Origin of the sequence: Acidovorax sp. Root217 (assembly GCF_001428645.1) — a bacterium.
In the GTDB taxonomy this organism is placed as follows: domain Bacteria; phylum Pseudomonadota; class Gammaproteobacteria; order Burkholderiales; family Burkholderiaceae_C; genus Acidovorax.
On sequence record NZ_LMIH01000006.1, the window covers coordinates 461,764 to 475,584 of the forward strand.

General features: G+C 68.7%; 12 protein-coding genes. All 12 read right to left on the reverse strand.

All coding sequences use genetic code 11. The features are described 5' to 3' along the window. Positions 1–12: 12 nt before the first annotated feature. Positions 13–468 carry a nuclear transport factor 2 family protein gene (locus tag ASE31_RS06150; protein ID WP_057200632.1) on the reverse strand — a complete coding sequence of 152 codons (456 nt, stop codon included), beginning with the start codon at positions 466–468 and terminating at the stop codon, positions 13–15. A gap of 5 nt (positions 469–473) precedes the next feature. Then, positions 474–1,256 carry an SDR family oxidoreductase gene (locus tag ASE31_RS06155; protein ID WP_057200633.1) on the reverse strand — a complete coding sequence of 261 codons (783 nt, stop codon included), beginning with the start codon at positions 1,254–1,256 and terminating at the stop codon, positions 474–476. Next, on the reverse strand, positions 1,253–1,798 hold the full coding sequence (locus ASE31_RS06160; RefSeq protein ID WP_057200634.1) for a DUF3833 domain-containing protein: 546 nt from the start codon (positions 1,796–1,798) through the stop codon (positions 1,253–1,255). Before ASE31_RS06160 ends, ASE31_RS06155 begins: the two co-directional genes overlap by 4 nt. Further along, positions 1,798–3,093 carry an MFS transporter gene (locus ASE31_RS06165; RefSeq protein ID WP_057200635.1) on the reverse strand — a complete coding sequence of 432 codons (1,296 nt, stop codon included), beginning with the start codon at positions 3,091–3,093 and terminating at the stop codon, positions 1,798–1,800. Before ASE31_RS06165 ends, ASE31_RS06160 begins: the two co-directional genes overlap by 1 nt. Further along, on the reverse strand, positions 3,090–3,635 hold the full coding sequence (locus ASE31_RS06170) for a chalcone isomerase family protein (protein ID WP_057200827.1): 546 nt from the start codon (positions 3,633–3,635) through the stop codon (positions 3,090–3,092). The genes ASE31_RS06165 and ASE31_RS06170 overlap by 4 nt, the downstream gene beginning before the upstream one ends. 9 nt (positions 3,636–3,644) lie before the next feature. Beyond that, positions 3,645–4,865 (reverse strand): cyclopropane-fatty-acyl-phospholipid synthase family protein, encoded by a 1,221-nt coding sequence (locus tag ASE31_RS06175; protein WP_057200636.1) that lies wholly within the window; start codon positions 4,863–4,865, stop codon positions 3,645–3,647. A 45-nt stretch (positions 4,866–4,910) separates the two neighbouring features. After that, positions 4,911–5,690, reverse strand: a complete 780-nt coding sequence (locus ASE31_RS06180; protein WP_057200637.1) for a DUF1365 domain-containing protein — start codon at positions 5,688–5,690, stop codon at positions 4,911–4,913. Next, entirely contained in the window at positions 5,690–7,000 is a 1,311-nt protein-coding gene (locus ASE31_RS06185) for an NAD(P)/FAD-dependent oxidoreductase (RefSeq protein ID WP_057200638.1), read from the reverse strand. Before ASE31_RS06185 ends, ASE31_RS06180 begins: the two co-directional genes overlap by 1 nt. 244 nt (positions 7,001–7,244) lie before the next feature. After that, positions 7,245–7,829, reverse strand: a complete 585-nt coding sequence (locus ASE31_RS06190; RefSeq protein ID WP_082604041.1) for a glutathione peroxidase — start codon at positions 7,827–7,829, stop codon at positions 7,245–7,247. 349 nt (positions 7,830–8,178) lie between these two features. Further along, on the reverse strand, positions 8,179–9,387 hold the full coding sequence (locus ASE31_RS06195) for an HD-GYP domain-containing protein (protein ID WP_057200639.1): 1,209 nt from the start codon (positions 9,385–9,387) through the stop codon (positions 8,179–8,181). Between the two features lie 106 nt (positions 9,388–9,493). Further along, positions 9,494–12,604: an efflux RND transporter permease subunit gene (locus ASE31_RS06200; RefSeq protein WP_057200640.1), complete on the reverse strand. Its 3,111-nt coding sequence runs from the start codon at positions 12,602–12,604 to the stop codon at positions 9,494–9,496. Positions 12,605–12,619: 15 nt separating this feature from the next. Continuing rightward, the gene (locus ASE31_RS06205) at positions 12,620–13,810 is read right to left on the reverse strand and encodes an efflux RND transporter periplasmic adaptor subunit (RefSeq protein ID WP_057200641.1); all 1,191 of its coding nucleotides are present in this window, start codon (positions 13,808–13,810) and stop codon (positions 12,620–12,622) included. Between the last annotated feature and the right edge of the window lie 11 nt (positions 13,811–13,821).

The following is a 13,821-nucleotide window of genomic DNA, read 5'->3' on the forward strand; positions in this document are numbered from 1 at the left end:
CGACGGCTGTGCTCAGCTGTTGGCGCGTTTCTTGAGCCAGCGCATGAGCCCACCCACCACGGGCAGCTTTTCGTACAGCTCCTCGGCTGCATCCCAGTAGTCGCGGTGCAGCGTGACCAGGCCCTGGTCGTCGAACACCAGGTGCGAGGCGCCGCGCACCGTCTGTGCCACGCCCTTGTGGAAATTGCGGAAGGCGAACAGGAACTCCCAGGTCAGGAAGCACTGCTGCCCCTGCACCACGCGGCCCGTCACCACGAAGCGCGGCTGCTCCAGCGCCACGAACATGTGCTCGAAGATGTGCCGGATGGCGGGCAGGCCCTGCACCTCGTTGAACGGGTCCTTGAAGCGCGCATCGGCCGCATACAGGCGGCCCAGTGCCGCCACGTCGGCCGGGGCCAGGGTCTCGAAAAAGGCGATCACGCGGGTGACGGCTTCTTCGGTGGATGGGGTGGTGTCTGGCGGCGGCATGGGGCTCACAGTCCGGTGAACTTGCGAATGGCCGGAAAGTACCACCCATACGGCAGCACGCGCAGCATCTTCATCACGCGCGTGAAGCGCTTGGGGAAGTGGATGTCGAACGCGCCTTGCCCCCAGCCCTTGAGGATGGCCGTGGCCGCCTCTTCGGGCGTGATCAGCGCGGGCATGCGAAAGTCATTGCCCTCGGTGAGCGGCGTGGCCACGAAGCCGGGGTTGACCACGCTCACGCCCATGCCCAGGCCGTGCAGGTCCAGGTACAGTGCCTCGGCCAGGTTGATCAGCGCCGCCTTGGTCGGGCCGTAGGCCAGGCTCTTGGGCAGCCCGCGAAAGCCGGCCACGCTGCTGACCAGGCTCACATGCCCGGGGCGGCCCGACTGTGCGGCGGCCAGCATGTCTGGCAGCACGGCGGCCAGCAGGTGCAGCACGCCTGTGTAGTTCACCTGTTCGTGGCGCAGCATCACGGGCAGGTCGAACTCCGTGGCTCGCATGTGGTGGTAGGTGCCTGCGCAGTAGCACACCAGGTCCAGCGGTCCACCCGCCAGCACCTGGGCTGCGGCCGCCTTCACGGCCTCCGGTACGGCGGTGTCCAGCGGCAGGGCGACGCTGCCAGGGTGCTGCACGGCGAACGCGTTGAGCGCCGCTTCGCTGCGGGCCGAGACGATGACCTCGGCCCCGCGCGCATGCAGGGCCGATGCCGTGGCCCGGCCGATGCCGCTGGAGGCGCCCACCAGCCAGGCCCGGCGGCCCTGCCAGTCGCGCAGGCGGGGATTCAGGCTCATGGCGCCCGCCGGGTGAACGACAGCGTGATCTCGCCCAGCCGCACGCCGAACTTGCTCATGGTGGCGCGGTTGAGCATCACGCGCTCGTCCATGAGGTACATCCAGTCGTCCAGGTCCACGTGGTAGACCGTGCCATCCACGGGCAACGCCAGCGTGTAGTTCCAGCGGAAGGCGTTGCCGCGCACCTGCCCCACGGCCTGGCCGATCACGTCGCCGGCCGTGCCTGTGTAGCGGCCATCGGCCTCACGGGTGAGGCGCCAGATGCGCCGCTCCGTGCTGCCGTCCGAATAGGTGAAGGCCTCGTCCAGCACGCCCTGGTTGCCCGTCCACTGGCAGTTCATGACCACGGTGAAGCGTTTGACGATCTTTCCGCTGCGGTCCTGGAACATGCCGTGCGCGTCGATCACGCCATTGAAATACTGCGCCAGGTCGAGCACGGGCTTTTCGGCCGCGTAGTCGGCCAGGTTCTGGCCCGCGCAGCCCGACAGCGCCACGGGGGCGGCCACGGCGGCCGCCGAAAGGAGTAACAAGCGTCGCTGCATCATGGTTTGCCTTGGAGGGATGGAATGGCTGCGGCAAGGGGTGATTGCCGCAGGATCAGGAAGTACAGCGCTGCCGCGGCCACCAGCTTCAAGGCGCAGGGCAGCACGGCATAGGCCAGGCCCAGCGTCTGCAGACCCTCTGCGCTGCGCGTGCCGGGCGTGTAGCCCAGTGCGTCGAGCAGGGGCAGGGCCAGGCCTGCGGCGAGTGCCAGGTTGAGCTTGGTGGCAAAGTTCCACCAGCCGAAGTAGGCGCCCTCGTGCCGGCCGCTGTCGCCTTCGGCCGCCACCACCCCGGCCAGCAGGGCACCGGGCAAGGCGAGGTCGGTGCCCAGGGCCACGCCCGAAAGCGCGCACACGGCAAGGAAGGGCATGCTGTCGCCCATTCCGAGCCCAGCCGTCCAGCCAAACACGGCCACGGCCAGCAGCATGCCCCCCAGCCAGGTGCGGGCCAGCCCCCAGCGCGCCACGGCGCGCAGCCACAGCGGGATCGAGAGCGCTGCGCAGAGGAAGTACGCGGCCAGGAACATCGGCTCCTGGCCCGGCGGGGCCTGCAGCCGGTCCTGGATGAAGAACAGCACCAGTGTGGCCGGTACGGCGCTGGCAATGCCGTTGAGCACGAACACCGCCAGCAGGCGGCGAAAGGCGGGCCGCGTCCAGGGCCGCCAAAGGTCTGCACGGACTGTGGCGTGTGGCGCAACTGGCGCGGGCCGGGGTGCGCGCAGCCACGCCAGCCAGCCCAGCACCAGGGCGGCCGCAAACACGCCCAGCATCACCGGCAGGCCCAGCAGCGCGGGCAGTACCGAGGCGAGCACCACGCCCACCAGGGCCGCGCCCTCGCGCCAGGCGACGATGCGGCTGCGCTGCAGCTCGTCACCGCCCAGGCGCGCACCCCAGGACTGGTGCGCAATGCCGAGCTGGCTGTAGGCCAGGTAGGTGACCAGCAGGCAGACCAGCGCCCAGGCCGCGAGCGCGCCCTGGCCCTGCACCTTGGGGAAGAACAGCGCGGTGAGCCCGACGGCCAGCACCACGGCCGAGACCGCCCCCGTGGAGAGAACCGCCAGCGGCGAGCGCTCGAACAGCCGGTCGGCCCAGCGGCCGAGCAGCGGGTCCGAGACGGCATCGAACAGGCGCGCGGCCAGCAGCACACCGCCCAGCGTAGCCAGCGGCATGCCGAACTCACGCGCGTAGTGGTTGGGCAGCAGCACGTACAGCGGCAGCGCCACGAAGGCCAGCGGCAAGCCGAGCAGGCCATAGGCCAGCCCCTGGCGCCAGGGCAGCAGCGCGCCGGCGGTCACGGCGTCCCCGCAGCAGAGGGTGCAGCGATCAGCGCCTGGCGCAGCGCCGGCTCGGAGGTGCGCGGCGACAGCCAGATGCCGAAGAACAGGCGCGAGAACTCGGGGTCCTTGACCTCGCCCACGACCTGCCCGCCCATCTGGAACACGGCGCCCGCCCCGGGCTGGTAGATGCCGGTGAGCTGGTCGCCCGCCTTCACGTCGGGCAGGGCGGCCTGCAGGGCCTGTTGCCAGCGTGTGGCCTGGGCGGGGGTGAAGCGGCCCACGCGGCGCATTTCCTGGATGGAGCGCCCGGCAATCGCTTCGGCTGTGAAATCCCGCTGGTACGCCAGCTGGAGCACCAGGGGTTGGGCGGTGTAGTCGCTGGCGTCAAAGCCGGGGCTCACCCACAGCTGGGCGCTGTAGATTTCAAAGCCCAGGAAGCGCAGCGTGCCCTGGCCGGCCTGGCGCAGGCCGGCCAGCGGCGCTGCAGCCGGCGCCTGCGCCAGGGCCAGGCCCGGGCAGAGCAATGCCAGGACCAGGGTGAGCACGGCGGCTTGCGTCATGGCCATGGCTCAGTCTCGCACCAGGGTGTACTGCACGAGGTTGATGTTGGCCATGGCAAAGGCCGCTTCGCAATAGGCCAGGTAGAACTCCCAGATGTGCAGGAAGCGCTGGTCGAAGCCGAGCTGCAGGATCTGCGCACGCTGGGCCAGAAAGCGCTCGCGCCAGCGCCTGAGGGTCTCGGCATAGTCCTGGCCGAAGGCGAACTCATCCACCACGCGCAGGCCGGCGGCCTCGGCCTCGCGGCGGAACTCGCGCGGGCAGGGCAGGCAGCCGCCCGGAAAGATGTACTGCTGGATGAAATCGGTGGAGCTGATGTAGCGCTCGAACAGGCCGTCGTCGATCACGATGCTCTGGATGCAGGCCTTGCCGCCGGGCTTGAGCAGGCGCCGCACGGCCTGAAAATAGGTCGGCCAGTATTCGCGGCCCACAGCCTCGATCATCTCGATGGAGCAGACCGCGTCGTAGGGCCCGTCGGTGATGTCGCGGTAGTCCTGCAGGCGCAGATCGGCCTTTGCGGCCACGCCGCTCGCGTCCATGCGCTGGCGCGCAAACTCCAGCTGCTCGGTGGACAGCGTCACGCCGGTCAGCGAGGCGTCGAACTCGGTGGTGGCCATCTCGGCCAGCGCGCCCCAGCCGCAGCCGATCTCCAGCACCCGGTCGCCCGCTTGCACGCCCGCCATGCGCAGGGCGCGGCGCACCTTGGCATGCTGGGCGGCGCGCATGTCGCCACCGGCATCGCCCTCGAACCAGGCCGACGAGTAGTTCATCGTGTCGTCCAGCCACAGCGTGTAGAAGGCATTGCCCAGGTCGTAGTGGGCGTGGATGTTCTTCTGGCTGTTGGCGCGCGTGTTGCGGTTGAGCAGGTGCTTGATGCGGTACAGCAGCCGCCCGGCCCAGCTGCCATAGATCACACCCTCCACCTGCTGGCGGTTGGCGATGAACACGCGCAGCAGGTCCGTGAGGTTCGGCGTGGTCCAGTCGCCAGCGATGTAGCTCTCGGCAACGCCGATGTCGCCGGACTTGAGGGCTGCCTTGCAGACGTTCCAGTTCCTGAGCGTGATGGCCGCTGCCGGCCCGTCGCCATGGTGGTTGCCGAAATGCTGCAGCGTGCCGTCGGGCAGTTGCACCGTGAGGCTGCCGTGTTGCAGGCGCTGCATCAGGCGCAGGGCCGTGCGGGCGGCGGCAGGGGTGCCCCTTGGCAGGGCGGGTGCGAGGGTGGTGCTGTTCATGGCGGGCCGGATGGAAGAGGGGTTTCGGGACGGTGCGTGCCGGGCTCAGCGGGTCACGGCGGAGGCGGGGGCCGCGGGCTTGCGGTGAAAGCGCACCCGCTTGGCCCACAGACGGAGGGCCTGCCAGTGGATGCGGGCGATCACCGCCAGCGTCATCGCCGGGTAGCCCCACAGCGCCTGGCGCAGGGTCTCGCGGGTGATGGGCGAGAGCGTACCGCTCACGCTGGTCTGCAGCAGCGGGCCGCTGGCGTCGTCGTGGTCGATGCGCACCACGGTGCGCTCCTGCCCGCCCTGCACCGTGCGCAGGAAGCGGAAACGGTAGCCGCCGCTGATGTCGCAGAACGGCGAGACGTGGAACACCTTGCGCGCATGCTGCTCGGCGCCGTAGCGCGGCTGGTCCAGCAGATAGCAGTGGCGCTCGCCAAAGGTGTTGTTGACCTCGACCACGATGGCGCGCAGGCTGCCGTCCGGGCGGTGGCAGTACCAGAAGCTCACGGGCTTGAAGGTGTAGCCCAGCACGCGCGGGTAGCAGTGCAGCCAGACCTCACCCGTGGCGTCCGCGATGCCTTCGGAGCGCAGCAATTCGTCGATCCAGGCGAGTGCACCGCCCTGGGCGTCGCTGCGGCCGTCGCCATGGTCGGCATCGTGAAAGCTGATGGCGCCCCTGCGGTTCACGGCCAGCAGCCCGGCTGCCTGTGCGCGCAGTGAGCGCATGGGCAGCATCAGGAAGAAGGTGGGGTAGGCAAATGCATGCCGCTGGGGGCGCAGGCGCGTATGGCGCACCTGGCCAAAGCCCAGCAGCGGCTCGGCGGTGCGGGTGTCCATCAGGCGGCCTCCGCCAGCGGTGCCGGCTTGCGGGCCAGCAAGTGCTCGGCCACGGCCAGGCCCGACTTCAGCCCGTCTTCATGGAAGCCATAGCCCGTCCAGGCGCCGCAGAACCAGGTGCGTTCACGGCCCTGGAGCTGCGCGACGCCCTTTTGCGCACGGATGGCCGCCAAGTCGAAGACCGGGTGGGCATAGTCGTAGCTGCCGATCACCTGGTCGGGGGCGATCTCGCCCACCGGGTTGAGCGAGACAACGACCGGCTGCGCGAAGGGCACGGGCTGCAGCTGGTTGATGAGGTAGTGCAGGCACACGCGCGCCGACTCACGGCTGCGCTCGGGTGCGCGTTCGTAGTTCCACGCGGCCCAGGCGGCACGGCGTTCGGGCAGCACCGAGGTGTCGGTGTGCAGCACGGCGCGGTTGGCCTGGTAGCGGATGGCACCTAGCACCGCGCGCTCCTGCAGCGTGGGCTGGGCCAGCAGCGCCAGCGCCTGGTCCGAGTGGGTGGCCAGCACCACCTGGTCAAAGCGCTCGGTGTTGCCGGTAGTCACCACGCGCACGCCCGCAGCGTCGCGCTCGATGCGGCGCACGGGGGTGTCCAGGCGCTTGTCTTCGATGCCCGCCACGATCTTGTCCACATAGTGGCGCGCGCCACCGGCCACCGTCCACCACTGGGGCCGGTCGCTCACCTGGATCAGGCCGTGGTTGTGGCAGAAGCGGATCATCGTGGCCACCGGGAACTGCAGCATCTTGTCTGTGGGGCAGCTCCAGATGCAGCCCAGCATGGGCAGAAAGTACCAGTCGCGGAACGCATCGCCGAAGCGGTGCTCCTTGAGGAAGTCGGCCAGGGGCTGCATCAACGCGGCGTCGGCCTGGGCTTCGGCCAAGCGCGTGCACAGACGGTTGAAGCGCAGCAGGTCGCGCAGCATGCCCAGGAAACGCGGGTTCATGAGGTTGCCGCGCTGGGCGAATACGGTGGACAGGTTCGTGCCGCTCCACTCCAGCGTACGCCCGCCGCCCAGGGCCTGCGGCACTTGCACCGAGAACGACATGTCGGATTTGGCGGTTTCCACCCCCAGGTCGGCCAGCAGGCGGATCAGGTTCGGGTAGGTGCGCTCGTTGAAGACCAGGAAACCCGTGTCGACGCCGCAGTGCATGGCGTCGCCCTCGGGGCCCGGCAGGGTCACGTCCACCGTGTGGGTGTGGCCGCCGAAATAGCTGCCCGCTTCGTAGAGGGTGATGTCGGCCTGGCCGCGCAGCCGGTGGGCCACGGCCAACCCGGAAATGCCGGAGCCGACGATGGCGATCTTCATGGCCGGCGCCCTCTGGCCGGCAGGCTGAATAAAAAAGTTGCGAAGCGTCCCGAAACGAATAAGAGAGGGAGGGAGGAGAAGCGCTCCAGGAGAACAGTCGGAACCCGTGGGACCGAAAGGCTTCGCAACGTTAAAACGGGGGGACGCTCAACACGTCCTTGCTGTGGATAGAGTAAGGGCGTTCTGCAGAAGTTCCAGAGCTTCTCCTGCATTTTTTTGAAGAAATGTAAAGAAAACATTACGTTCACCGAGTTGGTGCAGTGGCCAGCTGTTGTTCGATGGCGCGGACCAGTCCCTTGCTGTCCGGCGCGGTGAGGCTGGTGTAGCTGTCCACCAGCTTGCCGTCGCGGCCCAGCAGGTACTTGTGGAAGTTCCAGCGCGGCGGGCCGGACATCTGGGCCAACTGGCGAAACAGCGGCGAGGCGTCGGCACCGGTCACCACGCTCTTGGCGAACATCGGAAACTTCACGCCGAAGGTGTTTTCACAGAAATCCGCAATCTGCTGGTTGTTGCCGCTTTCCTGCGAGAAGTCGTTGCTGGGAAAGCCCAGCACCACCAGGCCCTTGTCCTTGTAGCGGGCATAGAGGTCTTCGAGGCCCTTGTACTGCCCCGTGAAACCACAGAAGCTGGCCGTGTTGACCACCAAGACAACCTTGCCGCTGTACTGGCACAGCGACTGCGGCTTTTCGTCCTGCAACCGGGGGAAGGTGTGCTGCAGCGTGGCTGGGCAGGATTCGGGCGGGGCCGCGAAGGCGGAGGGAGCGAAGCCGAAAAACAGCAGGGCACCCGTGGCATGGGCCAGGGCCAGAAAGCGCGGGAATTGGGTCATGGGGACACCTGCCTAGTTGGATAGGGCCAATTTAACCAATGAATCATATTTTGTCCACATAAGTTTTTATTTGTACTGATTGGTATTTGCGTGGAATTGCCGGTCGATGCCTCGGCCCGACCGGCGCGGGGGACCCAACCCACAGCGCTGCGATTGCCGCCTGCCTGCACAGTAGTACGCGCCCCGGGACCTTTCGGATGCGCGCGCCTCCCCAGCGGCCAGGCAGGCAGCCGCGCAAAGGGGTGGAAGGTGACCGCCATGGTGGACCTGGGCAGAGGTGCCGTCCAGCAATGGATGGTGTGGCGCAGTGGCCGTGCAGGCCCTGCGGGTGCCGGCCTGCGCCGCAGGCTCAGACGAGGGGGAGCAGCCGGTTGAGCGACAGCTGGACGCGCACGTCCTTGTGCGCGACCACGCCAACGATCTTCCACTGGGGCTGGGAGGTGTCACGGGGGATCAGCTCACCGGTGGGCATGCCCAGCCGGTTGGTGACCACGGCCACGCGCGGCGTGGTGCCGCTGGCGCCACGGCGCAGCACCACGGCGACTTCCTGGCTGGCGAGCTTCACGAAGGCCCCCGGCGGGTAGATGCCCAGGGCCTTGACCAGGGCGGCGCCGGCCTCGTCGACCTTTTGTTCCTCGTCGTAGTAGCTGGCCTGCATGGCGGCGGTCACCGGCATGGGCGAGCGCGCAGCGCGCGGCGCCAGCCGGGCACCGAAGACGTCGGCCCGCTGGATCAGCCGGGCCATCTGCAGGCCGGGGCTCTTTTGGCCGAACGCACCCGGGGTGCGGTGGTGGTGGTGGCGCACGGCCTCCAGCCACAACTCGCTGTGCACGCCCAGGTCGCGCAGCAGTGCTTCGGAGCGGGCCGCGTGGTCCTCCACGGCGGTGATCTGGGCCGAGGTCAGGGGCTGGGTCTGCTGGGCCAATTGGTCCTGCAGCTCGGTCATGGCGATGTTCATGGAGAGGGCTGCCTGCCCCACCACCTGCACCTGGGCCGGGGGCCAGCGCAGCATTTCCTTGGCCACCACCATGCAGACGCAGGCCACCAGCATGGCGTGGGTGCCGCTGTACATGCGCGTCTCCTGCGCCGACAGGTAGATCAGCGCCAGCAGCGTGGCATCGGGCGACTGTTCGCAGTTGCGCGCCAGTTCGGCATGCAGGGGCTGGAAGCGGTCCGGAAAATCGGCGGCATGCGGGCTGCGCAGCAGCCGGGTCGCGCGGTCCTGCAGGGCGGGCCAGTCCACCACATAGGGCGGGGCATCGCGCTCGCGCGGGGCGGCCTGGGCACCGGCAGTCATCTTGATGGACGCCAGTTGCCCGAGGTTGGTGTCCTGCCGCAGCATGCGCTGCAGCTGGGCGACGTAGGCGCGGTAGCTCTCGCCGGACTCTTCCACGTCCACGCACAGCTGCCGGCCCCGGGCCAGCATGGTGCCCAGTTCATCCTGCGACTGCACCACGAAGCCCTTCTGGGCCAGCAGCGCGCCGTCGGAACCCCGCAACGCGAATGGCAGGGGGTGGCCGAGCTGGATGGAATCGACGTTGATGGTGACGAGGTTCATAGCGGTACGCCATTATCCCGCCGTGCCGGCACTGTTAAAGGGCGCAAACCCGGGTGGTTGGCGCCCTTTTTGCACGGATTCGGGGCCCGCGTACGGGCCCCCGTCGTCAGGGAATCGCCGGCGCCTCCTGCGGCCTGGATGCGGGGGCCTTGGGCGGCAGGCCGCGCAGGCGCCGCAACATGCGGCCGAACCACTGGCCCACGTCGTCCACGCCCGTGAACACGGCCGGGATCACCAGCAGGCTCAGGAAGGTCGAGGTGATCAGCCCGCCGATCACTGCCACCGCCATCGGTGAGCGGAAGCTGGCATCCGCCGCGCCGAAGCCCACGGCAATGGGCAGCATGCCCGCGCCCATGGCCAGGGTGGTCATGATGATCGGGCGCGCGCGCTTGTGGCAGGCGTCGATCAGCGCCTCGAAGCGCGTCATGCCATGCTCGCGCCGTGCCAGGATGGCGTACTCCACCAGCAGGATGGAGTTCTTGGTGGCAATGCCCATGAGCATGATGAGCCCGATCAGCGAGGGCATCGAGAAGCTCTTCTGTGCGATCAGCAGGCCCACGAAGGCCCCGCCCAGCGATAGCGGCAGCGCTGCCAGGATGGTCACCGGGTGCAGGAAGTCCTTGAACAGCAGCACCAGCACGATGTAGATGCACAGCACGCCGGTGAGCATGGCCAGCCCGAAGCTGGCGAACAGCTCGCCCATGACCTCGGCGTCGCCGATGGTGATCTGGCGCACGCCGGGCGGCAGGTTCTTGATGGACGGCAGCAGGTCCACGGCCTTGGTCACGTCGCCCAGGGGCAGGCCCGAGAGTTCGATCTCGAAGTTCACGTTGCGCGCGCGGTCGTAGCGGTCCACCACGGCCGGGCCGCCGCTGAACTCCAGCGTGGCCACCTGGCCGAGCATCACCGGGCCTTTGGCGCCGGGCACGGCCAGGCGTTCGAGCAGCGACAGGTCCTTGCGTGCATCGTCCTGCAGCTTGACGACGATGGGCACCTGGCGCGAGGCCAGGTTCAGCTTGGGCAGCGACACGTCGTAGTCGCCCACGGTGGCGATGCGCAGGGTCTCGGCGATGGCGCTGCTGGTCACGCCCAGGTCGGCGGCGCGCGCAAAGTCGGGGCGCACGGCGATCTCCGAGCGGATCAGGCTGGCGGTGGATGACACGCTGCCCAGGCCGGGGATGGTGCGCAGGTCCTTCTCGACGGCCAGGGCCGCCGTCTGCAGCGCCTGCGGGTCGTCGCCCGTGAGCACCAGCACGTACTTCTCACCCGAACCCCCCAGGCCCACCTTGCTGCGCACGCCGGGCAGGCTCTCCAGCGCGGCGCGGATCTGGTTCTCGATGCCCTGCTTGCGCGGCCGGTCCCCCCTGTCGGCCAGCAGGATGGTGAGCGTGGCCTTGCGCGTCTCGGCGTTGGCGCTGCCCATGAAGGGGTCGGAGCCCGCCGAGCCGCCACCGATGGTGGTGTACACGCTCTTGACGTGGTTCACCGCCGCCACGCGCTGGCGCGCATCCTCGGCCACCGTGCGGGTCTGCGCCAGCGTGGCGCCGGGCGGCAGCTCCAGGTAGACCTGGGTCTGCGAGTTGTCGTCCGGCGGGATGAAGCCCGTGGGCAGCAGCGGGATCAGCGCCAGCGAGCCGATGAAGAAGGCACCCGTGGCAATAAAGGTGATCCATCGGTGCTTGATGCACCATGCCGCCCAGCGCAGGTACACGCCCATCCAGCGCGGGTCCTTGTGCTCGCCCACGATGGGCTTCAGGATATAGGCCGCCATCATGGGCGTGAGCACCCGCGCCACCACCAGGCTGGCGAACACCGCCAGCGCCGCCGTCCAGCCGAACTGCTTGAAGAACTTGCCGGCGATGCCGCTCATGAAGGCGGTGGGCAGGAACACGGCGATCAGCGTGAACGTGGTGGCCACCACGGCCAGCCCGATCTCGTCGGCCGCTTCCATGGCCGCCTGGTAGGGCGTCTTGCCCATGCGCAGGTGGCGCACGATGTTCTCCACCTCCACGATGGCATCGTCCACCAGGATGCCGACCACCAGCGACAGCGCCAGCAGCGTGATCACGTTGATCGAGAAGCCCAGCAGGTACATGCCGATGAAGGCCGGGATCACCGACAGCGGCAGCGCCACGGCCGAGACAAAGGTCGCGCGCCAGTCGCGCAGGAACAGCCACACCACCAGCACCGCCAGCAGCGCGCCTTCGTACAAGAGGTGCATGGAGCCGTCGTATTCCTCCTGCACGGGGGTCACGAAGTTGAAGGCCTCGGTGATCTCCAAGTCCGGGTGCTGGGCGCGCATCTCGGCCAAGGCCGCCTGCACCGCGCCGCCCACTTCGACCTCGCTCGCGCCCTTGCTGCGGGCCACCTCGAAGCCCACCACGGGCTTGCCATTGAGCAGGGCCATGGCGCGCGGATCGGCAAAGGTGTCGGAGACGGTGGCCACTTGGTCCAGCCGCACATGGCGGCCGTCGGACAGGGACAGCGTGAGGCCCGCGAGTTCCTGGGCCGACTGCACGGTGGCCAGGGTGCGCACGGGCTGCTCGCTGCCGCCCAGGTCGGTGCGGCCGCCCGCACTCTCGGTCTGCACCAGGCGCAGCTGGCGCGAGACGTCGGCCGCCGTGGCGCCCAGCGCCTGCAACTTGATGGGATCGAGCGCCACGTGCACCTGGCGGTCGACGCCGCCCACGCGGTTCACGGCACCCACTCCGCGCACGGCAAGCAGCTTCTTGGCGATGTCGTTGTCGACGAACCAGGACAGGGCCTCGTCGTCCATGCGGCGCGAGGCGATGGTGAAGGCCAGCACCGGCTGGGCCGCCAGGTCCATCTTGGTCACGATGGGGTCGCGCACGTCGCCGGGCAGGTCGCCGCGCACGCGCGCCACGGCCGAGCGCACGTCATCGAGCGCTTCCTGCGTGGGCTTTTCCAGCCGGAATTCGGCGGTGATGGTGGCGCCGCCGTCCTGCACCTTGGTGTAGATGTGCTTCAGGCCCTGCAGCGTGGCGATCGCGCTTTCGACCTTGCGCGCCACGTCGTTTTCGAGCTGTGCGGGCGAGGCTCCGGGCAGCGACACGGTCACCGAAATGGTGGGCAGGTCGATGTCTGGAAAATTCTGTACCTTCATGCCATTGAACGACAGCAGGCCGCCGAAGGTCAGCAGCACGAACAGCATCAGTGCCGGTATGGGGTTCTTGATCGACCAGGTAGACACATTCATGGTGAATGCTCCTTCTTACTTGGTGGCCGAGGCCGGTGCGGCCGGGGCGCCGGCAGCGGCGGGCGCAGCGTTGGACACGCGCACCAGATCGCCATCGTTCAGGAAACCGGCACCGCGCACGGCAATAGCGGTCGATGCCTCCAGGCCCGACAGCACTTCCACCCGGTCGGCCACGCGCCGACCGGTCTGGATCTTGCGCTGCTGCACGCGCTGGTCGCTGCCCAGCGCGAACACGTACGAAAAGCCGTCGCGCACTACCACCGCTTCCTGCGCAATGGTCAGGGCATCGCTGCTGCCCAGTGCGAACTCGCCGCGCGCAAACATGCCGGGCAGGATGGCCGAGAGCGAGGTCTTGGCATCCGTGGGCGTGTCCATCGCCGTGGCGGGCAGGTCCACGTAGACCAGGGCGTTGCGGGTCTGGGGGTCCACCGTCGGGCCGACCATGCGCACGGTGCCCTGCACGGTGGTGCCGCTGGCCGCCGTCACGCTGACCTTGGAGCCGGGCTGGATGCGCGCGATCTCGGTCGATGTGACTTCGGCGCGCCACTCCAGGCGGCCCTTGCGCACCATGCGGAACAGCTCGGTGCCGGCGCCCACCACAGCGCCCACCGTGGCGTTGCGGGCCGAGATGATGCCGCTGTCGGGCGCCACCACCTGGGTGTATTTGAGCCGCAGCTGCTGCGCGTTGAGCTGGGCCTGGGCCGCTTCCACGCGCGCCTGGGCGGTCTTCTCGGCGGTGGTGTACTGCTGGATCTGCTGCTGGCTCAATGCGCCCGAGGCCTGCAGCGAGCGCGCGCGTTCGGCATTGGCGGCGGCCTCGGCGGCCGTGGCCTGGGCTTCGAGCACGCTGGCGCGGCCCTGGGCCACTTCGGCCTGTGTGGTCTCGGCCGAGAAGGTGGCCAGCACCTGGCCGCGCTTGACCACGTCGCCCACATTCACGCGCACGTCGGTCAGGCGCAGGCCATTGCTTTCGGCACCGATGATGGCCTCCTGCCAAGCCGCGACATTGCCGTTGGCGGCCAGGCGCAGGGGCACGGCGATGCGCTGGGGCTGGGCCGTGGTCACCGTCAATGCCGGACGGGGCTGGTTGGCCTTGGGCTCGTCGGCCGCGCGCGAAGCGCCCGAGAACACCAGGGCGCCGGTGGCAGCCAGGACGCAGGCAGCAACGACGGCCAGCGTGGAAGCGGAGAGTTTGAACTGGTTCATGAAAGCGGTCC